Below are 22,422 nucleotides of genomic sequence, written 5' to 3'. Positions count from 1 at the left end.
TCCCTGCAAAGAAGAGCTATCCGCCGAGAATGCACAGCTAAATAAAAAAGAGAACGATATACGCAAAGTAAAGGGCAAGAACGCTTACGACGATCAACAGCGTTTCAAAAACACCGCCGGATTTAGAAGGGTTTCTTTGCTTTCTGCGCCCGCTCCTTAACCTTTGCTGCTGAGGCGTCCCCTGCTTATGCCGCAGGCCTTGCGACGGGGCAGATGCCGATGAGGAACGGGCTGTTCTCGACTGGCGGCTGCTTTGCATTCGTGGCGGCCGGCCGATTTCCAGAAGATCTCCCTTCATTTCATCAGCTGTTCGATAGCTTCCTTTTAAAGCAGAAGCAAGAACCGGTTTATACCGTTTTAAAAACGGATGTCCGTCAATGACTGACATGAGCTGCTCCTGAGGCCTTGCTGTCTTCTTGAATTCTTTTTTCACCGCACAGTTCACCATAATCATGGCGACTGAAAACAGGTCATACGACGGCTCAGCCTTACGAGTGCCGAATTCCCAATAGCCTCTGTCAAAAAACTCCGTATATTCCTTAATTGCCCGGCCCTCTTTTGTCGTCCCGCCCACATCAATGCAGCGGATTTGCGGCGGAGGACCCGTCACGATTAAATTCTCGGGCTTTAAATCTCCAAACACCCATCCTTCGCGATGAATCGCCGACAGGCTTGAGAGAAGCTGGCTGATCAGCACCGGAGTCCATTCCTCGCCTTTTTCGTTTACATATCTTAAAAGAAGCGGACCTTCAATATATTCCATGACATAAAATGAAAGTTTTTTGCCGGTGCCTGTAACCATCATGTCATCCACATCAAAAAAAGAAGGCCCCATTGCTTTTGCCTGGGCCTTTGAGAAAGATTTCAGAACATTCACTTCCGAGGTAATGGACAGGCTGTCATCGCTCACTTTTAATGCAACCCGGCCCTTTCTTGAATCGGCCAGATAAACAACCCCATTTGCCCCTTTTCCAAGCTGTCTGATGATCTTGTAGGAATGATTGTTCCACTTTCCAACAACGGCTGCACCCGGCTTTAGACTAGCCGCCAAACTCGTCGAAGCGTTTTTCATCGTCTTCTAACATTCTCCTTCTTGAGCCGATTTTGTTAAAATGCTGAATCGCCTCTCGTATTGCGGGTCCTGTCGGTGTAATGCCACCGGCTGAAAGCTTGGAAAATATTGAAGAAAGAGATTCAAACTTCGGGGTCCAATCGAGCACAAGTTCGACCTCTTGTTTTTTCCCGGGAAATATAAGCATCGCAAATTCGTTTTCGCCGATTCTTGAATTGAGACTGATGGAAAGATCTATCAACGCTTCTTTAACGGTCGGAAGCTTCGGATTCATGCTTGCGCTTGTATCGACAAGAACCAGTACATGAAGATGCACGGTCTCACCAAGCTCGTCAACGACTTCCATGACTTCACCGCGTTTATCAGGAGGCAGTTCATCCATTTCGGTATGCTTGCCGAGAATTTGTTTGAGCTCACTGTTGACCACGCCTTGAATGGTTTGCGTCATCGCCTTTTTTGTCACCATTTGAACGGTCTGCGACAGCTGCGACGTGTAAACCAACTGGTGAACTCCTCCGCCTGCGAGAGCGATCCCTTCGACTTCTTTCATCGCCTCCTGATCCATTTCATGCTCGTCCATAATCCCAATCACATTCACGGTAATTCCCTGCTCTTTCGCAAAGGCAGCCATGGCCTGCGGGTCTTCGCCGCGGTTTGAACAGCCGTCCGTCAAAAGCAGGATTTGATTCAAATGCCCCTTTTTCATCGTTTTTATTCCTCCTGGACAAAGATATCTTGATTTAGTTCCATCATCGCCAGAAGAAATTTGATTTATACGAATGCTAAGAAATCTCTTGATTCTTTTGGAAAAAAGCCGGCGCCGGAATGGAGGCCCACTTTGGCGTATTATGGTCCAGCTTGATGACAATCACCGTCATGTCGTCCTCAATCAGACCCGACCTTGTCCGGATCACTTCTTCCATGATTAAGTCGGCGATTTCCTGCGGCTCCTCGGTTTTCAGCGATTTCAATTTGCGCTTCATCCACAGATCATGATTTTCCACATGTCTCGGCCCTTCAAAGATTCCGTCGCTCATCATGATCAAAAGGTCTCCCGCTTTTAATTGCTCGCTGACAACATCGACATCGAATTCTGTAATGATGCCGATCGGCAGATTGCTGGCCTGCACTTTTATAATTTGATCGCCTCTTTTAATAAAGCTCGGGGTGGAGCCGATTTTCAAAAACTTGCAGCTCGCATCCTGAAGATCGATGACCGATAAATCCAATGTCGAATAAATTTCATCTGTTGTCCTTAATGAAAGAATGCTGTTAATCGTTTTAATCGCCACTTTTTCGTCGATGCCCGACTTAAGAATCTTTTCCAGCAGCTTGATCGTCTCATTGCTTTCAAAATGGGCCCTTGCGCCATTTCCCATACCATCGCTAATGGCGGCGGCATATTTGCCGGTGCCGAGCTCCATCATATTGTAGCTGTCGCCGGAGACAAGCCCTCCGCCTTTTGCTGCATGCGCGGCTCCTGTCACCACCCTGTATGACTTCGCCGAACCGAAGGCAACATGACAATATCCATTCGGATGGCCGGCGCACTGTTCTGCTTTGACGATAATTTGTTCTTCCAAAATATCGGACAGCATCGGAGCGATGATTTTTTCACACTCTCCATGGCCGTTGCAATACGGGATACTCATTTCAATATCGATGTTTCCCTGCTCAAGGCTGTATATTTCGACTTGCTGAATCTCGATGCCGAAGTGCTGCAGCGCATCCCGAATTTGCTCTTCTTGAATAAAATGCTGCTCCCTTTCCCTTTTTATTTCCCGAGAAAAGTCCGCCATAACCTGAGAAACGCCGAGAAGCTGCTCTGCAACGAGACGTCTGCTGTCATGCACCTTTTGTTTTAATGTCTGGTTCGCCCTAAAATGAGTCAGCTCGTCTTCAATCAGCGCTTCTACTTGCTTTGATTTGGAGCAGTGCTGATGAAACTCCTTTTTCAGCTTGCGGTTTTTAAAATATTGCTTTTCTTCCGTTTCCTGCATAACCCGTTTCATCAAATCATATGTTTTATCAAAGTTCTGAACCCAGCACTTGTTTTTCTTATAGCATGACTGACAGGAATGTTCTGTCACCGTGCTCAAAAACAGATCGATCTCTTTTTCTTTTCCTTCATCGTCCGGAGCTGAATGATAAAAGGTAGCGAAGCTTTCGGATAAAGCGTGAAAAACGTTCGAAAACTGATCGACTTTTTGGGCGGTGACATCGCGGATTTTCCTTGCATACTGCTGCTGTTCCTGGGCGTGCTCAGTCGTTCCAGGTATATACTTGGCCACTTTTTTCGTAATCGACTGAGGGGTTAAAAGGAACAGGCCGATTGCAATCAGAGATTCATAAAGCGTCGGCACTAATTCAGCCGAACCTTCTCCGTACAGAGAAATCAATAGAGATCCAATCAATAAGCCGACCGCTGCGCCGAACTTTTTTCCTTCTTTTAGCAAACCGCCGAGAAGGCCTGAGAAAGCCAGCAGGCTCATCTGATATAAATTGCCGATGTTTGAGAGGCTGAGAATCAGCCCGGTCACAACCCCGACTGTACAGCCGATGCTTGCGCCTCCGATGAACGCGAAAGCGAGCACGACATAACGGGCCAATATCAGTTCAGCCTGCATGCCTTGAAATGAAACGCCTGTCAAGCCCGTGAGAACGGAAGCGATTAAAATCATAAAACAAATGATCTCTTCAATTTTCAGCGACTGTTTCGCCCGCTTTGATGTGACAATCGGCAGGCTTTGCAGAAAAATCAATGTGAGGATAAACGATAATCCGGCTTCAACGAAAGCCATAATATAGTGATAACCTGAAACCGTTCCGTATTCGGCATATACGAATCCGCATCTTGTCACAGCCATCGCCAAAAAGACGACGACAGGCAGCGTTCTGACACGGTCTTTTATAATAAGGGACGTCATTTTTGTACATATCGCAAATGCAAACAGAGCCGCAAGCACGAACAGCGAATGCTGAGGCGATATGCTCAGAGCTCCGGCAAGAAGCGCCAGGCATGCAAGGAAAGCTTTATCTTTTTTGATTAAAAGCATCGCTCCGAAAAATGGAAGAGCAAAGGGAATGACCTCTGACAGAATGAAGGCTCGTCCCAATAAAAAACCGATGACCATATAGATCAGCCCTTTATAAAAAAAGAGGGAATATAAATGCTGCATCATAAGCTTCGTCATGCTGCCAAACCATGAATACAATTTTTGAACAGCAGGTCCAGCTATTGGGCTGTTCACTCTTCTTTCCGCTTTTTCCATGCTCTCATCTCCCACTCGTTTATTCGTTGCTTGCCATTATAGCGAAAGATGAAATAGGATTTTGTCAAAAGAAGGTAACGAATTCAAAGAACTGTTCGACGCTTTTTGTAGCATGCTTCAATCACTCTTGATAAGTCGAGTCCATTCCCGTTATTTTGCATATTTTTATGCAGCAAAAAACCGGCTTCAGAAGAAGCCGGTTTCCGGAATGACCCGTACGGGATTCGAACCCGTGTTACCGCCGTGAAAGGGCGGTGTCTTAACCACTTGACCAACGGGCCTTCATATAAGTAGCGGCGGAGGGGATCGAACCCCCGACCTCACGGGTATGAACCGTACGCTCTAGCCAGCTGAGCTACACCGCCATGTTGTTGATTTCTTTTAACGCACAAGTTCTATAATACAAAGGATTGCCCTATCCGTCAATAGAAATTTTAATAAAAATTTTATTAGAAAATAAAAAGGCATCCGTTGGGATAAGACGAATGCCTTTCGTTTATATAGAAAGCAGCAAGTTAACCTCTTCTTGCTCCGCGCCCTCCACGTTTTGATTCCGTGTTGCGTTTTAGAGACGATAAGCGATCTTCACTGTCTTTTAAAAACTTATTCATTTTCTGTTCAAACGTTTCTTTAGAGCGGAAATCATTTTTAGGTCTCGCAGGTCTTGATGATTGAGGACGGTCTACAGCCTTTTTGATCGATAAGCCGATTTTCCCATCTTTCTCAACATTAATAACTTTAACTTCTACTTGATCACCGACCTTCAGATGATCATTAATGTCCTTCACGTAGTTATCGGCTACTTCGCTGATATGAACAAGACCTGTTGATCCTCCAGGCAGTTCAACAAACGCTCCGAAATTTGTAATACCTGTTACTTTCCCTTGCAACTTGCTGCCAACTTCAATCGACATAAAAAAAGTGCTCCTCCTTAGACTTAAAAAAGATCATTTGTTTAATTATACATAAAGAAAAAATTAAGTGTCAACAAGGCTACTTGCTCTTATCTTCAAACTTGAAGATGATTTCGCCATCCTTTGAGAGGTAGTAATCCTTTCTGGCAAGCTCTGCAACGTAGTCCTCGTCCTTTAATTTCACAATCTCATCTTTCAAATCCGATTTTTTTGCTTCCAGCTGTTCCAATTGTTTCAAAAGCTCAGCTTTCTTCTCTTGCTTCGCGCTGATATCCGAAGTCTGCGACCAGAGCGAGCTGACAATCACAATCGCCGACAGCAGCACAACGGCGCCGAAAACCATCAACCGTCTGTATAGACCGCGTCTTTTTCTTTTCAGCTGCTGCTGTTTTCGCTCCATCTGCTCTTTGTATTCGTTCTGTATTTGCGATATGTTGCGTCTTGTGGGATCATTCATTCCAGACGGCCTCCCTTCATTTTTTTAAAAGTTTTGCCTTAATTGTTATGAATAGTTTCTTCCCCTTTTCGAAAAATCCTGCTCCTTTTTGCAAAAAGCGTCTCAACAATCCCCGAACCGGGGCGGGAAGAAGCCTGCAGCATTGATATAGTATAAAATAAATCGGGTATCCTGCAAATTTTAATATCTTATATAAACATACCGCAAAAAAACGAAAAAGAACATAGATATTTCTCATTGTAAAGAGAATGATGGCTAAAATGGCTTGAAACGTCCATACAACAGGCCGAAACACCATCATCCGCATCATCTTTGAGCCCAGCCTGGAGATGAATATAAAAAAGGAAATCATCCATTCCAAAAGCTTGATATAGACCTGCTTAAAAAGGCTCTGATAAGCGGCAAAACCAAGCATGACCGCCAGAAAGATATAAATTCGGAATTCCCCTTCATTCACGCTCAGCAAAACATAGAAAAAAAGGAGGCCTTGTACTACCCAAAACAAAAAGTCATGGAGAAACAACAGCCACCTTGCTGTTTTCGAGCGAACGACAAAACGGGTATAGGTGTCAAGGGAAGCGCCAAGCCATGCCCCCATTCCGGCCATGGCCAGCATCGTATAGAACTGTGTGGTCAGCGTCATTTAAACAACTTGCTAAAAAATCCTTTAGCTTTCTCCCCCTGCTGCTCATCCAAATAGACGAGATCAAGCACTCTTCCCTTGATGGAGACAACGCCTTTTTCCACATCGAGATTCTTCATCTGCAGGTTTTCGCCTCTGACTGCAAGCATGCCCATTACCGTCTCAAGTAAAAATTCCTCGTTGTCAAAGCTCTCGACCTGCTTGACACCGGATATATCCAGAAGCTTGCGGCCCTTCATCGTCACATTATGTTCAGGACCAGATGCCCCGCCGGAAGGGTTGTGCTGATCATAATATACATTCATCGATTCATCCCCCATATCCTCATACTAAAGATTCGATACTGCATTGTATGAGACGGGGGATTTTTTTAGAACAAGCCTATTCTCCTCCCAGCTTCTCCTCTTTGAGAACGGTATACATATCAGCGGCTTCTTCTTTTTTTGTCGTATCCTTCAATTCATTGACTTTGACGGTTACAAGTTTTTGGCCGAAACGCACCGCAAGCTCGTCCCCCGCTTTGACAACAGAGCTTGCTTTCGCCTGCTGGCCATTGATCGAAATTCTTCCCTGGTCAGCCACTTCTTTTGCAAGCGTCCGTCTTTTAATCAGCCTTGATACTTTGAGAAATTTGTCGAGTCTCATCGCTTGTCAGCTCCTTTCAATGCCTTTCGCTTCATTCCACAGTTCGTCCATTTCTTCAAGCGTCATACTTTCCAGATCCTTGCCCATGCGCTTTGCAGATTGTTCAATATATGTGAACCTTCTGTAAAACTTGGCGTTTGTCATCGCGAGGGCTTCTTCCGGTTCAATTTTATAAAACCGGCCGATATTGACGAGCGCGAATAAAAGGTCGCCGAACTCTTCTTTCATTTTTTTGCTGTGCTGTTCGGCTTCGGAAATTTCTGAAGAAAATTCTTTCATTTCCTCCTGGACTTTATCCCAAATATCCTGGACATTCGACCAGTCGAACCCGGTCTTTGCCGCCTTTTTCTGAAGCTTGTTCGCTTTTGACAAAGCAGGAAGCGGCTTTGGAATATCGTCGAGGAGGGATTTATCGTCCGCTTGTTTCTCCTGCTTCTTGATCTCTTCCCAGTTTACCATGACGTCGGCCTCATCACGAACAGAGACCTCTCCGAAGACGTGCGGATGCCTTCTGATCATTTTTGCGGTGATGCCGCGAATCACATCGTCAATTGTAAAAAGGCCGTCATCCTCGCCGATCTGCGCATGCAGAAGAACTTGGAGCATCACATCGCCAAGCTCCTCTACTAAGTGGTCGGGATCTTCTTCATCAATCGCCTCTAGCACCTCATAGCATTCCTCGATTAAGTACTTTTTGAGCGACTCATGGGTTTGTTTTCGGTCCCAAGGGCAACCGTCCGGTCCGCGCAGCTTTCTGATGACACTGCGGAACATCGAAAATTCCTGGTGGAGAATCTCTTCGTCTTTGACAGGCGGCACATAGACGCTCGTTAAATTATTGATGCCCACGCTTCTGTCCAATTCGTAAAGAGGCACTGTCCGAATGTCTTGCATGCTGCTTCCGGCCGCTGTTACAATGACGACTTCATAGTCATCAGGAAGCTTTTCCATTAACGTCAGTTTGACCTCTGAAGCCGTCATTTGATCATATACCTGGCAAATAATCAAATGATGACGGAGCTCGACTTCGTCGGCTGAAAACCGGACGGCATCGACAAACTGAAACCCGTCAATCGGATCGATCTGCAAAGCATTTAACGTCGCATCAATAAAGCTGTGGCCTCCCTCGACGACGACATCGGCCTGATGAGCCCCACGCCTCTCAAGCAAAAGCTGGACCGTTTTTTCAGCGACGAACGGATGGCCTGGAACGGCATAGAGCACATCCCCCTGCTTCGCCTCCTCAAAAAGCCGCTCTACGATCTCCTCGTAAACATCTTCGAATTGATCATGCTTTTCATAGACCTCATCAAAAAAATGAATCTCCGCTATTTCTTTTTTCAGGTCTTCTATTAATGGATGGTCTTTCGTCCTGACATAAAGAACCTCCGCTTGTGTGAGCCGTTTATATACACCGAGGGTTAATTGATTCATATCGCCTGCCCCAAGGCCGACTACCGTGATTTTACCGGCCATGCCTGCCGCCCCTTTCTCTTTTTAATGTCAGGAGCTTGCTGCCAAAAGGCACAAGCTCAAGTTCTTTTTCTGAAAACACGCGCAATGTGAAGATACCGGACAAAAAGACAACGCCGCCGACGAAAACGGCGCTAAGACTTTCCGCCGCTGAGATCCATCTGCTTTTATGTGGTATGGCCGCTTCAAATGCAAAAAGCCACACCGCCAGAGCGGCCGACATGATCACAGCCGACAACAAAACACCCGCTATCCTGTATTCCGACAGCTTAATCCAGCCTTTTCTTTTCAGCTGAAAAAAATTGAGCCCCGCAACAGCGGCAAATGACATCATAGTAGCAAAAGCAGCGCCGGAAATGCCGAAACCGGGGATCAGAAGCTCGTTCAATACGGCTTTCACCAAAATGCCGCAGCAGACGAATACAGCCGGAAGACATGTATTGCCGAGTCCTTGCAAAACAGCAGTCATCGTCATCGCCAGCGATGCAAAGAGAATCGACGCGCTGAAAATTTGGAGCGCAGCCGTTCCATCGCTGTTTTTAAACAGCATGACATTGACCGGCTCCAAAATACAAATCAGACCGGCGGCTGCTCCAGTGCCGATGACAAAGCTCATTTTTAGCGAATACCGGATCTTTTCCTCCAGCACTGCAGTTTCTCCCTTTTTCTTCGCTTTCGTAAGGGACGGGACAAGAGCCGTCGCAATGCTCGCAGCAAAAACGGTTCCCAGCTGCAAAAGCGGCTGCCCCCTGTCATACACTCCTTTTGTATGTTTCGCCTGAAGTTCGCCCATTCCTTGTCCGGCCAGCAATGAATACAAGTGCAATGCGTCGACGAGCTGGATGAGGATCAGCATGAGGCCGGCGGTACAAATCGTAACCGAATACAGACACAGCTGTTTTAAAATATCACCCGTCCCGGCCTCAATTCGGACGGCAGTGGCTTTCTTTTCACGCTTGGCCCAAAACACGGCGAGAATGAAAAACGCCGCAAGGCCGCCGACAAGAGAGCCAAAGGCCGCCCCTGCACCGGCGTCATATAAGGAAAAGCCGCTTTTGACGAGCCACCACGTCAAAACAAGAATCGCCCCAACCCGAAGTATCTGTTCTCCAATTTGAGAAAGTGCCGTCGGCAGCATCCGTTCGCTTCCTTGAAAATAGCCTCTCAGCAAAGACACAAACGGAAGCAGCAAATAAGAAAACGACACGGCGCGGATCACCCCGGCAAGGTCGAGATCGCCCATAAACCCTGCGATGGCTCCAGCTCCGGCAAACAAGAGTAGAAAAAAGCCGAGGCCGACAGCCGATAAAAAGAGCATAGACACGCGGAGAATCTTTGCCCGGTTTGCGGACCCGTAATCATTCAGCAACTTTGAAATGATGACCGGGAACCCGGAGGTGGCAAGCATGACAGATATTCCGATCATCGGGTACACCTGCTGAAAAATATAAAAACCGACATCTCCAACTATATTTTGAAAAGGCACTCTATATACAGCGCTTAATATCTTTGATAATATCCCCGCCAATGAAAGTACAAAGGCGCCTTGCCAAAGCAATTGTCTTTGGCCCTTTAAAAACCCCATTCCTTTAAGCTCCTTCCAATGCGCTTTCTAAAAAGCGCACGAAACGAGCTTATTATACCATATTCAGGGCTTGCACCCCTCCTGCAAGTGTGAATTAAAAAAGAACAGCCCAAAAGGTGCTGTTCCAATGCTGATGCTGATTCAAGCTGAGAAAAAACACTTTCGGCATTCCGGCTCGTTTGAGCAGGAATGTCAAAATAAAAGGAATGAGACCTATTGTTCCATTTGCCGGGCCAAAAAGCCGGCGGCAGTTTCAACCGCTTTATGTTCCACTTCGCCGATTGACTGGTCTTTTGAAAAAATGACAACCGCTCCGATCGGGTCGCCGTTTGCAACAATCGGGCCGACGGTATAAGAAGCAACCTCTTCGTCAATACCATCAATAAGCTGAATCGTCTTCGCGTCTCCGTCCAAAACAGAAGTGCGCTGATCCATCGCCTTTTCGACCATGTCGCTGATCGATTTGTTTAAATAGTCTTTTTTAGACCCCCCGGATACTGCGATATACACATCCCGGTCGCAAATCAGCACGGAATGGCCCATGCTGTCATAAAGCGCATCTGCATACTCTTTTGCAAAGTCGCCGAGCTCGCTGATCGGAGAATACTTTTTTAAAATAACCTCCCCATCCCGGTCCACAAATATTTCCAAAGGGTCTCCTTCACGAATGCGCAAAGTTCTGCGGATTTCCTTCGGGATCACGACCCGGCCTAAATCATCAATTCGACGTACGATACCAGTTGCTTTCATCTCTGCTGCCTCTCTTTCATTTGATGATATATCTGGTGGATATAAACAGAGCTGTGTACTTATGTAACACTCTCCACTCTTGATTGGTTTTAGTATCCTTCACATCAAATGTAATATACGCGAGAAACAACAAATTTTTACGATGAAGCGATCGTTTGCTTTTTAACGTTTTGAAGGCCCTTCAATATGTCGAGAAGCGTTTCCAGCCATTCCTCCGGTTTTCGGTTTTTCACTTGAATCGAGATTTTCAATTTCTTCCCTTCCATTCCAAGGCCGATCTGTCTGCCGTACTTGCTGCCGAGTTCAAACAGTTTTTGACCGTCAATTTCGGCACTAGCTTTTTCGTCAATTGTCAGTCTGACGGCGTCTTTATCCTGTTTGATCAGCTCGACGCGTTCCTTGATGGCATATACCTTCGCCTCAGCGATGGCGAATAAATATTCTACTTCTTTCGGATATTCGCCGAAGCGGTCGATCATCTCGTCTTGAAGCTCGCTCTTTTCTTCAATGGTTGAAATCGCTCTAAACCGTTTATACATATCTATTTTTTGCTTGCCGTCTGTCACATACGTCTGCGGAATATATGCGTCAAGCTCCAAATCGATTTCCGGCTCAAACTTTTCAGCTTGCGGTGCATCTCCCTTGCGCGCCTCTATTGCTTCCTTGAGCATTTGCGAATATAAATCGAAACCGACAGAATCGATGAACCCGTGCTGCTGCGCACCTAAAAGGTTTCCGGCGCCGCGGATCGTCAAATCGCGCATCGCGATTTTAAATCCTGACCCGAGTTCTGTAAATTCTTTAATCGCCTGAAGCCTTTTTTCAGCCACTTCCGTTAGGACTTTGTCCTTCCGGTACGTAAAATAAGCGTAAGCTACACGGTTTGAGCGGCCGACGCGGCCCCTCAGCTGGTACAGCTGGGAAAGCCCCATCTTGTCTGCGTCAAATACGATCAAAGTATTGACGTTTGGAATATCAACGCCCGTCTCAATAATCGTCGTGCTGACTAGTACATCCGATTCTCCCTCTAAGAAGTTCAGCATGACCGATTCGAGTTCGTTTTCTGTCATCTTTCCATGGGCGTACGTCACCTTGGCGTCAGGTACAAGCATCGAGATTTCTTCTGCTTTTCTTTCAATATCCTCCACCCGGTTGTACAGGAAGTAAACCTGACCGCCTCTGGCCAGCTCGCGTTCTATCGCTTCCCTGACCAAGGCCCCGTTGTATTCGACAACGTACGTCTGTACCGGGAAGCGGTTTTCCGGAGGCGTTTCAATGACTGACAAATCTCTGACACCAAGCATGGACATATGAAGGGTTCGAGGTATCGGAGTTGCCGTTAACGTCAAAACGTCGACATTCGCTTTAATGCGTTTAATTTTTTCCTTATGTGTGACACCGAACCTTTGTTCTTCATCGATGATAAGCAGACCAAGATCTTTGTATACGACATCCTTGGACAACAGCCTGTGAGTGCCGATCACGATGTCTACCGTTCCGTTTTTCAAGCCCTTGATCGTTTCATTTGCTTCTTTTCTCGTCCGGAACCGGCTGAGCAAACCGATATTAATCGGGTAGTCCTGAAAGCGCTCCAATATCGTTTCATAGTGCTGCTGTGCGAGGATCGTAGTCGGCACAAGGATGGCGACCTGTTTTCCGTCTGCAATCGCCTTAAAAGCGGCGCGGATCGCCACTTCGGTTTTGCCGTAGCCCACATCGCCGCAAAGGAGCCGGTCCATCGGTCTTTCTTTTTCCATGTCTCTTTTAATCTCATGGATCGATCTCAGCTGATCCTCTGTCTCCTGATAAGGAAATGCGGCTTCAAATTCACGCTGCATTTCATGGTCGGGTGAAAACGCGTAGCCTTTGCTTGCTTCTCTTTCGGCATAGAGCTTGATCAAGTCATCGGCGATATCCTGAACAGAGCTTTCAACCTTTTTCTTAACCCGTTTCCATTCGCTTCCCCCGAGTTTATAAAGCTTCGGCTCTTTACCTTCGGAACCGACGTATTTTTGCACCTGATCAATTTGGTCAACCGGTACGTAAAGCTTGTCGCTTCCCTGGTAGTGAATATTCAGGTAGTCCTTATGAATGCCGTTGATCTCCAACGTTTCAATCCCTAAATACTTTCCGATACCGTGGTTTACATGAACGACATAATCGCCGATCTGAAGCTCCGAGTAGCTTTTAATCCGTTCGGCATTGGTCAGTTTTTGTTTGCGCGCCTGCTTTTTGACACGCTTTTTAAACAGCTCTTCCTCCGTGATAACGGCCAGCTTGATCATCGGAAGCTCAAAACCGGATTGAAGACCGCCTTCCATAATGTAAATCTGGCCTTGGGCGAGCGCTGCATCCTGGTCGGCCTGTGCGGCTTCGATGTCATAGTCGGACAGTACAGATGCTAGTTTTTCGACGCGCTCTTTGCTGTCTCCGAGAAAAACCGTCGTATATTTCGATTTTTTAAACCGTTCGATCTCATTTTTGAGCACATTCATTTGTCCGTGAAAGCTCTGCATTTGCTTGCTTGAAACATTGACGATGTTTTGCGGACTGGTGTGCTGCACATGCCTTAAAAACAGCGAGTAATACAAAATCGGGCGGGACTGTTTTGAAATGAGGCTGTGAAAAGGAAATGACATCGATGTATCATGAAGGATTTTCCCTTCTTCAAGCAGGCTCGTAATCCATTCTGCCTCTTCCTTTTGCAGCTGGTCTTCCATTTCATGAATACGGCTGATTTCATCTAGTATAAGCAAGGTATTTTTCGGGAAATAATCTAGTAAACTAGCAGGCTTCTCATAGAAATAAGAAAGGTATTTGACCATTTCCTGGCCGATATGCCCTTCCTTGAGCCGCTCTTTGTCTTCCGCGATATTTTGGTCGAGAATTTCCTTTTGTTTATCGAGCTTCAGCTTTTTAAGGCTGTTGGCAAGGCCTTGATCGATTTGTTCAAGCGCCCTTTGCCTGTCTTCATCCCGCACGATCAGTTCCTTCGCAGGGCCGATCGTTACTTCATCGCGCGTTTCCAGTGAGCGCTGATCATCCGTATTGAATATACGAATCGAGTCAACTTCTGTATCAAACAATTCAATCCGGACAGGATTTTCTTCAGTCAAAGAGTAGACATCGATAATGCCCCCGCGTATGCTGAATTCGCCTGGCGCCGCCACCATATCTGTACGCTCATACCCCATTTGAACGAGCTTCTGGAGCAGCTGTTCCGGGTCAATGTCGCGCCCCGTCTCAATGTGAATCTGACTGTTTTGCCATACTTCGACAGGAGGCAGCATTCTTCTGACGGCTGCTGCCGGAGCAACAACGATAGGCGTTTCACCGCTTGCAAGCCTATTTAAGACATCAAGCCTTTGCGAGCGCAGCTCAGGGCTTGCCACCGCTATTTCAGAAGAAATCAATTCGTTGACAGGATATAAAAGGACAGGCTGATCTTTTATCAGCCCTGTTAAATCATCTGTAATTTTTTGAGCCTGATAAAGGTTATGCGTAATTAAAAATACCGGCCGTCTCGTTTCTTTTGTAAGAGCGGCTGTAAATAACGACCGGGCAGATCCGGAGAGCCCCGCAAGCAGCTGTTCCTTCAGCCCTTCGTTCAAGCCGTTGACGATGGATTTAAAATCATCGCTTTTTGTTATATAGGATTGAATATTGTTCAAATGAGCCCCTCCTCTCTTCCTCAAATAGAAAAATGCTTTGGTCTAGTCTCTACACCAAAGCTATCTATTGAATAAATGAATGATATTGGTGATAATCCGGGTTTCGCTCAAGCGCTTCTTGACAATCTTCACATATCGTCTTCACGTGTAAATCCCCATTATCCATATAAGAAATCATATCGTTTCTTTCATCATTTGTTAAGTGGTTAAAGCCTAACTGTTCACTGTTTACATAAGAATGGTCAAGACTTCCGACTTTAACGCCGCAATGCCGGCAATAATAATGTAAAGCCATAAAGGAACCTCCATACCGAGTCTTTTTAAGACTAGTATGTTCCGTTCCCTTTTGCCTTATACCTTTGCGTTAAATTCATTCATGACTTCTAAAAAAGGTTTTTCCAAAGAAGCTTCACAGGCCTTGGCCGATTGTCTGACGGCCTCTTTTATCGCCGGCTCTTCTTCATCTGTAAAAGCGCCAAGCACATAATCGACGACTTTCATGCCGTTTACCGGACGGCCTATTCCGATTCTGATCCGGTTAAACTCACTTGTTCCCAGATGCTGAATCGTCGATTTGATGCCGTTATGGCCTCCTGCGCTTCCTTTCGTCCTCAGACGGATTCTTCCGGTCGGAAGATCCAAATCATCGTAAATCACTTTCAAATTGTCAACAGGGATCTCGTAATAGTCCAAAAGCGGCCTCAAACATTCTCCCGATAAATTCATATATGTAAGCGGCTTAACAAGTAGAACCTTTTTGCCGGAAACAAACCCGATTCCGTATTGTCCGTTGAACTTTGTTTTATCAAGCGGAATGTTCCACTCTTTCGAGAGCTCGTCAATCGTCATAAAACCTACATTGTGTCTCGTATTTTCATATGTTTTACCCGGATTGCCCAATCCTGCAAACACAAGCATTATTCTATATCCTCCCTTAAGCAAAACCCTGCCTCAGCATACTGAGGGGGAGCATCCTAATTTCCCCTCATTCTAGCACAAAAGACGTAACCGCGGGCGGATTACGTCTTACGTATTTATTCTTCTTTTTCCTCTTCAGTGCCTTTTTCTGGTTCCTCAACGTCTTGAGCAGCTGATTCGGCTTCTGTTTCTTCCTGCTTTTGAGGAGGAAGAATGGATGCAACAACTTCATCAGGCTCATGGTTGTATGAATAATCGCCTTTGGTCGGAATATCGCCGACGGTTAGAACATCATTGACTTCGAGACTGGAAATATCAACCTCGATCGTCTGCGGAATGTTCTTCGGCTTTGCTGTGACAGACAGCTCGTAAAGCGGCTGCTGAAGAACACCGCCCTGTTTGATGCCCTCTGCTTCACCCGTAAGGTTTACAGGAACCGTCGCCTCCATTTCCGCTTCCATATCAACCACTTTAAAATCGGCATGTACGATTGAATCTTTTAACGGATCCGTCTGCAGCTCAGTCACCATAACAGAGTGTTGGTCACCGTTTATATCCAAGTTGATAATCGTATTTTTGCCCTCAGCGCGCAAGATTTTTAAAAGCTCGATACTGTCTAACGCAACGGATTTGTTCTCCAGATTTCTTCCGTAAATGACACCCGGCACATACCCGGATTGCCGAATTCTTCTTAAAGAAGACCGTCTGGAATCCGTTCTTTCTTCCGCTTTTAAAATTGCCATTTTCAGCACCATCCTATCGTTAGATTGGTCTTTCTAAAACCATTCCCATAACGACAAAACTTTAAACCAGAATCAGCAAATTAATCGAACAGGAAGCTGACAGATTGTTTCTCATGCACACGAATAATTGCTTCTGCCAGAAGCGGTGCGACAGAAAGCTGCTTGAATTTCGCGATTTTCTTTTCTTCAGGAAGCTCAATGCTGTTGGTCACAACGAGCTCTTTAATTTTGGAATTGTCGATTCTTTCGATCGCCGGACCGGAAAGAACCGGATGTGTACAGCATGCATACACTTCCTCTGCGCCGCTTTCAACGAGCGCATTGGCCGCCAGCGTAATCGTTCCTGCAGTATCAATAATATCATCAATTAAAATGGCTGTTTTTCCTTCGATATGCCCGATGATATTCATAACCTCGGCTACATTCGGCTTAGGTCGGCGTTTGTCGATAATCGCAATCGGCGCTTTCAAGCGGTCCGCCAATTTGCGGGCACGGGTCACACCGCCGTGGTCAGGGGACACAATCACGATATCCTTGAAATTTTTCTCTTCAAAATAATTTCCTAAAATCGGAACACCCATTAAATGATCGATCGGTATATCAAAGAAACCTTGGATTTGCGGCGCGTGAAGATCAAGTGCAATCACACGGGTAGCTCCGGCGGTTTCCAGCAGATTTGCCACGAGTTTGGCTGTGATCGGCTCGCGGGAACGCGCTTTACGGTCCTGACGGGCATAGCCGTAGTAAGGCATCACGATATTAATCGTTTTCGCCGACGCGCGTTTCAGCGCATCCACCATGATCAAAAGCTCCATGATATGCTCGTTCACCGGCGCGCTAGTCGATTGGATGACATAGCAGTCGCAGCCGCGGATGCTTTCTTCAATGTTAATTTGGACTTCACCGTCGCTAAAGCGTTTAACAGAACTCTTTCCCAGCTCAACTCCGACGATATCCGCGATTTCCTTCGCAAGACCCGGATTTGAGTTTAAAGAAAAAATCTTCAAATTGTCGTCTTCATATTTAGACATGGTAAACCTCCGATTTAGGATTATTTTTTGTGTATGTTCTCAGCGTAGTCTTCCTTATTGACTTGTCTTGCTCTGGCAATAGACAAAGCCCGGCCTGGCACATCGTCGGTAATCGTTGAACCCGCAGCTACGTATGCGCCTTCGCCGATTGTCACCGGAGCGACCAAATTGGAGTTGCAGCCGATAAATGCCCCATTTTCAATTTTCGTTTTAAACTTATGTTTCCCATCATAATTTACGGTAATCGACCCGCAGCCGAGATTGACATCCGTTCCGATTTCCGCGTCCCCTATGTAGCTTAAATGAGATGCTTTGCTGCGATCACCAAATTCCGATTTTTTCACTTCGACGAAATTCCCGATCCTTACCTCATTGCCGATCTTTGAGTCGGGCCTGATATGAGCAAACGGTCCGATTGTAACATCGTCGCCGACTTCACTGTCCACGATAACGGACTGCTTAATGACCGTTCTGCTGCCGACCGTACTGTTTTCCAGTTCGCTGTTCTGTCCGATGACCGCGTCTTCACCGATAACAACCCGCCCTTTAATGACGGTGCCGGGATAAATCACGGTATCCCTGCCGATCACGGCTTCCGGTGAAATGTATGTGTTGTCGGGATCGATTAAGCTGACGCCGTTCTGCATGTGGCGTTTATTGATCCGCTGCTTCATATAGATTTCCGCTTGTGATAGGGCGACTCTGTCATTGACTCCGAGCGTTTCCTGGAAGTTGCCAGTCTGATAAGCGGCTACAGTTTCACCTTGATTTTTCAAGATCTCAATGACATCCGGAAGATAATATTCCCCCTGTACGTTGTCATTGGAAACCTGCTCGATCGTTTGAAAAAGAGCTTCGTTGTCAAAACAGTAGGTGCCTGTGTTGATTTCTTTGACAAGCCTTTCCTCTTCTGTTGCATCTTTGTGTTCGACAATCTTTGCAACATCGCCGTTTTCATTGCGAATAATGCGTCCGTAGCCTGTCGGATCTTCCGCTACAGCGGTTAAAATCGTCACCTTTGCTGCTTTTTTCTGATGCTCCGTGAGCATGGCTTCCATCGTTTCGGCAGTTAAAAGCGGGGTATCTCCGCAGATGACGATTGTTGTTCCTTTTTCGCTTCCAAGAATCGACTTGGCCTGCTTGACGGCATGGGCCGTGCCGAGCTGTTCAGCCTGCAGGGCATATTCGCTTTTTTCCCCGAGCTGTTTTTTGACATCTTCCGCACCATGTCCAACTATTGTGACAAGTTTTTCTAATGATAGCTTGCGAGCTTCATCGACAACATGCTCGACCATAGGTTTTCCGCAAACAGGATGAAGAACTTTATATAGCTTTGATTTCATTCTTGTTCCTTGACCAGCTGCTAACACAACTGCAAACCGCTTATCCATGTATTGGCCTCCATTATCCCTATTATCCATAGAAAAATATATCCTAAATATGAGTTGATTTCAAGCAAGCCAAAATGAGAAATCGGGAAATCAAGACAGCATATTTTGGATGTTTAGAGCATATTTAGGATTAACTGATCAGGGAGACGGATTGATTCCTTCTGCATGCGCTTTGTTATCCGAGTTCGCATGCTTTACCTTCCTGCTACTGTTATACGCAGACACAAACCATATATTGTCATTTTATTATGATAAGATCATTTTTTTTCAAAACAAAAAGGGCTTATCCATAAGCCCTTCTTTTTTAAGAAGCTCCAGCTTCTTCATATTCTATTTCCTCAACGTCACCCAAACGATGATATTCATTTAACACCGCGTCCTGAATTTTTCCGCGGGTGCTTGAGTTGATTGGATGAGCGATATCACGAAATTCTCCATCAGGTGTACGCTTACTTGGCATCGCAACGAAAAGACCATTGTTTCCATCAATTACACGAATATCATGCACTACAAATTCGTGATCCAGCGTGATGGATGCAATCGCTCTCATGCGACCATCGGTATTCACGCGGCGTAATCTTACGTCGGTAACTTCCACAGTAGTTCACCACCTTTTCCCAATATAAAAACATTAGTGTAACTATTCAACGGCTTTTTTTGTTTTCCTGCATAATTAAAAATATTTTTGTAATATTGGGATAAAAAAACACTGAATTGACAAATTTTCCAAACAAAAAAGATGATTTTGAGACCAAAACCATCTTTTAAGAGTTCTTTCTATTTCACTAATGCGATGACTTCTATTTCAACAAGCGCGTCTTTCGGCAGCCTCGCCACCTCAACGCATGATCTCGCCGGTTTGTGGGTATCGAAGTACTGTCCGTAAACTTCATTCACCTCTGTGAATTGATTCATATCCGCCAGAAACACGGTTGCTTTGACGACAGTCTCCAGAGAGGCGCCCGCTTCTTTCAGCACGGCTTTTAAATTGCGGAAAACCTGGTGCGTCTGTTCTGTGATGTCTCCAGTCACCATTTCACCCGACGGGGTCAGCGGAATTTGCCCTGAACTGTAAAACATATTGTTGACAACAATTCCTTGTGAATACGGTCCGATCGCCGCCGGTGCTTCTTTTGTCTGAACAACCTTTGTCATCTCAAACTCCCCATTTCCTATTCATTTTCTGCAAAAAAACGCTGAAAATTTCCGTTTTGTATTTCCACCTTTTTTTCCTTCATATCAATTTCAGAAAGAGTCAAAAGGGACATATACTCATCGACCAGCCGCTCCTTGACTCCCTGAGCTTCCACAAGAACACCGATGCCCGCTACATGGGCATTGAATTCATCGAGAAGATTGATCATGCCGTTGATCGTTCCTCCCGCTTTCATAAAGTCGTCTATGATCAAAACGTGCGAGCCCGTCTGCAAGCTTCGTTTTGCAAGAGACATCGTCTGAATGCGGTTGGATGATCCGGACACATAGTTGATGCTGACCGTTGACCCTTCAGTTACCTTATTGTCTTTTCTGACGACCACTGTCGGCACATCAAGGTAGCTGGCTACCGCATATGCCAAAGGAATGCCTTTTGTCGCCACCGTCATCACGACATCGATCTCCCTGTCTGAAAAAGCGGAAGCAAAAATTTTGCCGGCCTTCGTTAATACAGAGGGCTTTCCAAGGATATCGGTTAAATACAAATATCCGCCGGGCAATATCCGTTCCGAATCGATCAATGACTCACCGAGCGACTTTACAAATTCCTCCGCTTCATCGCGTTTTACCTTTGGAATGTATTTAACGCCGCCGGCTGCTCCCGGCACGGTCTGAAGCGTTCCGATTCCCTGCTGCTCGAAGGTCTGCTTAATGATGGTTAAATCTTCACTAATGGATGATTTAGCAGATTGATACCGTTCTGAAAAGAAGGTTAATGGCACTAAGACATGCGGATGGGTCAACAAATAATTTGTCAGATCCACCAATCTGCCGCTTCGACGAAACTTCATGCACTTACCTCCAAAATCCGAATATTTTTAAAAACAATATAACTTAACATACGGATTTAATCAAGTTCATTTTGTTCTCCGATCATCCGCACCGCATAAACCTGATCGCAAAACCCTCTTAATCCGTTATAGATTCTTTGCACTTTTGATTCGTATTGAACAAGTCCGAACACAGTGGGGCCGCTCCCGCTCATCAGCACAGCATCGGCGCCGAACCGCTTCATTTGATTTTTGATCATCGCGACTTCGGGGTGCATATTCAATGTAACAGATTCGAGTACATTGCCGAGCTTGTCACACATTTTTTGAAAATTCTTCTCTTCAATCGCAGCAATCATACCTTGAACATCCGGATGTTCAATCTCGTCGACTTTCAGCTGCTTGTACACTTCTGCAGTTGATACGCCGATCGTCGGCTTTGCCAGCACTACCCAGCAGTGCGGCGGAGTCTCGATATGACGGATTTTCTCTCCCCTTCCCGTTGCAAGAGCCGTTCCTCCATGTACGCAAAAGGAGACATCAGATCCGATCTCAGCGCCAAGCTCAGCCAGTTCATTCATCGAAAGCTTCAAATCCCACAGCCGGTTCAATCCTCTGAAGACGGCAGCCGCATCGCTGCTTCCTCCTGCAAGGCCCGCAGCAACGGGAATCACTTTCGTAATAAAAATGGAAACCCCTTTTTTAATGCCGTAGCGTTCTTTCATGAGCATTGCAGCCTGATAAGCAAGGTTTCGCTGATCGTCGGGAACAAAGCGGTTATGCGAAGAAACCGTTACTTTATCTTCTGCCAGCTCTGTTAATTCGACCCGATCCGCCAAATCAATCGTCGTCATGACCATCTCTACTTCATGATACCCATCTGGACGTTTGCGGCGAACGTCGAGCGACAAATTAATTTTAGCCGGCGCCTTCTCTAAAATACGCAATCCATTCACCTACTTCTCCATCTAAACATAAGTATCCACATTGTAACATATTTTGAAGTACAGGACGTACAAATGCATGCGCCTGAGGCAGGACGCCTCGCTCTTAGCATGCGGTCATTCCTCGCAAGTACAAATGCATGCGCCTGCGCAGGATGCCTCGCCTTTGGCATGCGGTCATTCCTTCAGATTGCGAATGCGCCCCTCGCCATGATTCCCAGGTCGCTTACAGCGGCTGAACACTGAAAACGGATCAATGAAAAAAACGGAGGACAGAAGCGTCCCCCGTATGTCACTGTTTTAATGATTTTGCTGATTTTGAGCCATATGCTGTTCGGCTAATTCGATGGCCCTTTTCACCATGTTGCCGGCGTCTCTGGCCCGAATTCCGCCCCAGCCCTCGGTCTTTACCGTATCGTAAAATCCAAGATCTTTAGCCAATTCATTTTTGAATTCCTCTGACATGATGCTTCGACGTCTGCCCATGCGAAACAGCCCCTTTCAAGTATCATACCATCCGTCTGACTCATCATAAAACAAGTGACATGTATTAGCTTTGCTCGATTTGTGCAGAACTTCCCCGAAAAATTTTGGATAAAAAAAGGCAAAACAAAAAGCAGCAAACATAAAGTCCACTGCTTATTAAAGGGCTACTGAGCTGGTTTTATCATCGGAAAACCTCAATTCAACCGTCTCAGTAAGAATATCCGCATAACTGTATGAAACTCTTTCAAACGAATTCTCGTCTTGGTCTAGTTGTATCACAAAAACAGAAGGGTACGTCTCAGCTAAAATGCCCGAACGCTCAATCGTTTTTCGGCGGCCACCGTTTGCTTTTAACGTCAGCCTTTTTCCCAAATGTCCATCAAGCGATCTTTTAATATCGGACAACGTTTTCGCCATTGCATCCACCTCACTATATTCAGTA

At 46.0% G+C, this 22,422-nt stretch carries 23 protein-coding genes and 2 tRNA genes; all 25 read right to left on the bottom strand.

Features of this window, described 5'->3' with window-relative positions; translation table 11 throughout:
• Positions 1–37: 37 nt before the first annotated feature.
• Entirely contained in the window at positions 38–1,072 is a 1,035-nt protein-coding gene (locus MKY62_RS00420) for a serine/threonine-protein kinase (protein WP_003178233.1), read from the bottom strand.
• Positions 1,041–1,778 (bottom strand): VWA domain-containing protein, encoded by a 738-nt coding sequence (locus MKY62_RS00415; RefSeq protein ID WP_003178231.1) that lies wholly within the window; start codon positions 1,776–1,778, stop codon positions 1,041–1,043. The genes MKY62_RS00420 and MKY62_RS00415 overlap by 32 nt, the downstream gene beginning before the upstream one ends.
• 76 nt (positions 1,779–1,854) lie before the next feature.
• A complete protein-coding gene (spoIIE, locus tag MKY62_RS00410; protein WP_003178229.1) occupies positions 1,855–4,344 on the bottom strand; it encodes a stage II sporulation protein E in 2,490 nt (829 codons plus the stop codon).
• A gap of 209 nt (positions 4,345–4,553) precedes the next feature.
• Positions 4,554–4,625 (bottom strand) — tRNA-Glu (locus tag MKY62_RS00405).
• 10 nt (positions 4,626–4,635) lie between these two features.
• A tRNA-Met gene (locus MKY62_RS00400) sits at positions 4,636–4,709 on the bottom strand.
• 150 nt (positions 4,710–4,859) lie between these two features.
• Positions 4,860–5,258, bottom strand: coding sequence for a S1 domain-containing RNA-binding protein (locus MKY62_RS00395; protein WP_003178226.1), 399 nt, complete (start codon positions 5,256–5,258; stop codon positions 4,860–4,862).
• 79 nt (positions 5,259–5,337) lie between these two features.
• Complete coding sequence (locus tag MKY62_RS00390) at positions 5,338–5,715, bottom strand: septum formation initiator family protein (protein ID WP_003178224.1); 378 nt, start codon at positions 5,713–5,715, stop codon at positions 5,338–5,340.
• Between the two features lie 16 nt (positions 5,716–5,731).
• Complete coding sequence (yabQ, locus tag MKY62_RS00385) at positions 5,732–6,358, bottom strand: spore cortex biosynthesis protein YabQ (protein WP_003178221.1); 627 nt, start codon at positions 6,356–6,358, stop codon at positions 5,732–5,734.
• Positions 6,355–6,663 (bottom strand): sporulation protein YabP, encoded by a 309-nt coding sequence (yabP, locus tag MKY62_RS00380; protein ID WP_011197470.1) that lies wholly within the window; start codon positions 6,661–6,663, stop codon positions 6,355–6,357. The genes yabQ and yabP overlap by 4 nt, the downstream gene beginning before the upstream one ends.
• Positions 6,664–6,739: 76 nt before the next feature.
• Positions 6,740–7,003: an RNA-binding S4 domain-containing protein gene (locus tag MKY62_RS00375; RefSeq protein WP_003178218.1), complete on the bottom strand. Its 264-nt coding sequence runs from the start codon at positions 7,001–7,003 to the stop codon at positions 6,740–6,742.
• 6 nt (positions 7,004–7,009) lie between these two features.
• On the bottom strand, positions 7,010–8,479 hold the full coding sequence (mazG, locus tag MKY62_RS00370) for a nucleoside triphosphate pyrophosphohydrolase (protein WP_003178217.1): 1,470 nt from the start codon (positions 8,477–8,479) through the stop codon (positions 7,010–7,012).
• Positions 8,469–10,061: a polysaccharide biosynthesis protein gene (locus tag MKY62_RS00365; RefSeq protein ID WP_003178215.1), complete on the bottom strand. Its 1,593-nt coding sequence runs from the start codon at positions 10,059–10,061 to the stop codon at positions 8,469–8,471. The genes mazG and MKY62_RS00365 overlap by 11 nt, the downstream gene beginning before the upstream one ends.
• A gap of 213 nt (positions 10,062–10,274) precedes the next feature.
• Positions 10,275–10,811, bottom strand: a complete 537-nt coding sequence (gene spoVT, locus MKY62_RS00360) for a stage V sporulation protein T (RefSeq protein WP_003178213.1) — start codon at positions 10,809–10,811, stop codon at positions 10,275–10,277.
• 137 nt (positions 10,812–10,948) lie between these two features.
• On the bottom strand, positions 10,949–14,482 hold the full coding sequence (gene mfd, locus MKY62_RS00355; RefSeq protein ID WP_003178212.1) for a transcription-repair coupling factor: 3,534 nt from the start codon (positions 14,480–14,482) through the stop codon (positions 10,949–10,951).
• Between the two features lie 64 nt (positions 14,483–14,546).
• On the bottom strand, positions 14,547–14,777 hold the full coding sequence (locus MKY62_RS00350) for an anti-sigma-F factor Fin family protein (protein WP_003178210.1): 231 nt from the start codon (positions 14,775–14,777) through the stop codon (positions 14,547–14,549).
• A gap of 56 nt (positions 14,778–14,833) precedes the next feature.
• Positions 14,834–15,400 (bottom strand): aminoacyl-tRNA hydrolase, encoded by a 567-nt coding sequence (gene pth / locus MKY62_RS00345; RefSeq protein ID WP_003178208.1) that lies wholly within the window; start codon positions 15,398–15,400, stop codon positions 14,834–14,836.
• A 116-nt stretch (positions 15,401–15,516) separates the two neighbouring features.
• Positions 15,517–16,143 (bottom strand): 50S ribosomal protein L25/general stress protein Ctc, encoded by a 627-nt coding sequence (locus MKY62_RS00340; RefSeq protein ID WP_003178205.1) that lies wholly within the window; start codon positions 16,141–16,143, stop codon positions 15,517–15,519.
• Between the two features lie 80 nt (positions 16,144–16,223).
• The gene (locus MKY62_RS00335; RefSeq protein WP_003178203.1) at positions 16,224–17,174 is read right to left on the bottom strand and encodes a ribose-phosphate diphosphokinase; all 951 of its coding nucleotides are present in this window, start codon (positions 17,172–17,174) and stop codon (positions 16,224–16,226) included.
• Between the two features lie 20 nt (positions 17,175–17,194).
• Complete coding sequence (glmU, locus tag MKY62_RS00330) at positions 17,195–18,565, bottom strand: bifunctional UDP-N-acetylglucosamine diphosphorylase/glucosamine-1-phosphate N-acetyltransferase GlmU (RefSeq protein ID WP_003178200.1); 1,371 nt, start codon at positions 18,563–18,565, stop codon at positions 17,195–17,197.
• 304 nt (positions 18,566–18,869) lie between these two features.
• Positions 18,870–19,163 carry a septation regulator SpoVG gene (gene spoVG, locus MKY62_RS00325; RefSeq protein WP_003178198.1) on the bottom strand — a complete coding sequence of 98 codons (294 nt, stop codon included), beginning with the start codon at positions 19,161–19,163 and terminating at the stop codon, positions 18,870–18,872.
• 179 nt (positions 19,164–19,342) lie between these two features.
• Positions 19,343–19,720 (bottom strand): 2-iminobutanoate/2-iminopropanoate deaminase, encoded by a 378-nt coding sequence (gene ridA, locus MKY62_RS00320; RefSeq protein ID WP_003178196.1) that lies wholly within the window; start codon positions 19,718–19,720, stop codon positions 19,343–19,345.
• Between the two features lie 17 nt (positions 19,721–19,737).
• The gene (gene purR / locus MKY62_RS00315; protein WP_003178194.1) at positions 19,738–20,571 is read right to left on the bottom strand and encodes a pur operon repressor; all 834 of its coding nucleotides are present in this window, start codon (positions 20,569–20,571) and stop codon (positions 19,738–19,740) included.
• Between the two features lie 56 nt (positions 20,572–20,627).
• The gene (gene ispE, locus MKY62_RS00310) at positions 20,628–21,497 is read right to left on the bottom strand and encodes a 4-(cytidine 5'-diphospho)-2-C-methyl-D-erythritol kinase (RefSeq protein ID WP_003178192.1); all 870 of its coding nucleotides are present in this window, start codon (positions 21,495–21,497) and stop codon (positions 20,628–20,630) included.
• 297 nt (positions 21,498–21,794) lie between these two features.
• Positions 21,795–21,980, bottom strand: coding sequence for a small, acid-soluble spore protein, alpha/beta type (locus tag MKY62_RS00305; RefSeq protein WP_003178189.1), 186 nt, complete (start codon positions 21,978–21,980; stop codon positions 21,795–21,797).
• A 156-nt stretch (positions 21,981–22,136) separates the two neighbouring features.
• On the bottom strand, positions 22,137–22,397 hold the full coding sequence (locus MKY62_RS00300; protein ID WP_003178187.1) for a Veg family protein: 261 nt from the start codon (positions 22,395–22,397) through the stop codon (positions 22,137–22,139).
• Between the last annotated feature and the right edge of the window lie 25 nt (positions 22,398–22,422).

Source organism: Bacillus sp. FSL R7-0646 (assembly GCF_037969865.1).
Taxonomy (GTDB): domain Bacteria; phylum Bacillota; class Bacilli; order Bacillales; family Bacillaceae; genus Bacillus; species Bacillus licheniformis.
The sequence above is the reverse complement of the archived record's forward strand: the minus strand, read 5'-3'. Positions and strand labels throughout refer to the sequence as shown.

Coding starts and splice junctions, on each gene's coding strand:
- MKY62_RS00305 (WP_003178189.1), bottom strand. CDS start 21,980: ATGGGCAGACGTCGAAGCATCATGTCAGAGGAATTCAAAAATGAATTG.
- yabQ (WP_003178221.1), bottom strand. CDS start 6,358: ATGACGCTGACCACACAGTTCTATACGATGCTGGCCATGGCCGGAATG.
- MKY62_RS00300 (WP_003178187.1), bottom strand. CDS start 22,397: ATGGCGAAAACGTTGTCCGATATTAAAAGATCGCTTGATGGACATTTG.
- spoVT (WP_003178213.1), bottom strand. CDS start 10,811: ATGAAAGCAACTGGTATCGTACGTCGAATTGATGATTTAGGCCGGGTC.
- MKY62_RS00420 (WP_003178233.1), bottom strand. CDS start 1,072: ATGAAAAACGCTTCGACGAGTTTGGCGGCTAGTCTAAAGCCGGGTGCA.
- glmU (WP_003178200.1), bottom strand. CDS start 18,565: ATGGATAAGCGGTTTGCAGTTGTGTTAGCAGCTGGTCAAGGAACAAGA.
- spoIIE (WP_003178229.1), bottom strand. CDS start 4,344: ATGGAAAAAGCGGAAAGAAGAGTGAACAGCCCAATAGCTGGACCTGCT.
- mazG (WP_003178217.1), bottom strand. CDS start 8,479: ATGGCCGGTAAAATCACGGTAGTCGGCCTTGGGGCAGGCGATATGAAT.
- MKY62_RS00340 (WP_003178205.1), bottom strand. CDS start 16,143: ATGGCAATTTTAAAAGCGGAAGAAAGAACGGATTCCAGACGGTCTTCT.
- MKY62_RS00390 (WP_003178224.1), bottom strand. CDS start 5,715: ATGAATGATCCCACAAGACGCAACATATCGCAAATACAGAACGAATAC.
- pth (WP_003178208.1), bottom strand. CDS start 15,400: ATGCTTGTGTTTGCAGGATTGGGCAATCCGGGTAAAACATATGAAAAT.
- MKY62_RS00350 (WP_003178210.1), bottom strand. CDS start 14,777: ATGGCTTTACATTATTATTGCCGGCATTGCGGCGTTAAAGTCGGAAGT.
- MKY62_RS00375 (WP_003178218.1), bottom strand. CDS start 7,003: ATGAGACTCGACAAATTTCTCAAAGTATCAAGGCTGATTAAAAGACGG.
- MKY62_RS00335 (WP_003178203.1), bottom strand. CDS start 17,174: ATGTCTAAATATGAAGACGACAATTTGAAGATTTTTTCTTTAAACTCA.
- MKY62_RS00365 (WP_003178215.1), bottom strand. CDS start 10,061: ATGGGGTTTTTAAAGGGCCAAAGACAATTGCTTTGGCAAGGCGCCTTT.
- MKY62_RS00415 (WP_003178231.1), bottom strand. CDS start 1,778: ATGAAAAAGGGGCATTTGAATCAAATCCTGCTTTTGACGGACGGCTGT.
- MKY62_RS00395 (WP_003178226.1), bottom strand. CDS start 5,258: ATGTCGATTGAAGTTGGCAGCAAGTTGCAAGGGAAAGTAACAGGTATT.
- purR (WP_003178194.1), bottom strand. CDS start 20,571: ATGAAGTTTCGTCGAAGCGGCAGATTGGTGGATCTGACAAATTATTTG.
- ridA (WP_003178196.1), bottom strand. CDS start 19,720: ATGACAAAGGTTGTTCAGACAAAAGAAGCACCGGCGGCGATCGGACCG.
- yabP (WP_011197470.1), bottom strand. CDS start 6,663: ATGAATGTATATTATGATCAGCACAACCCTTCCGGCGGGGCATCTGGT.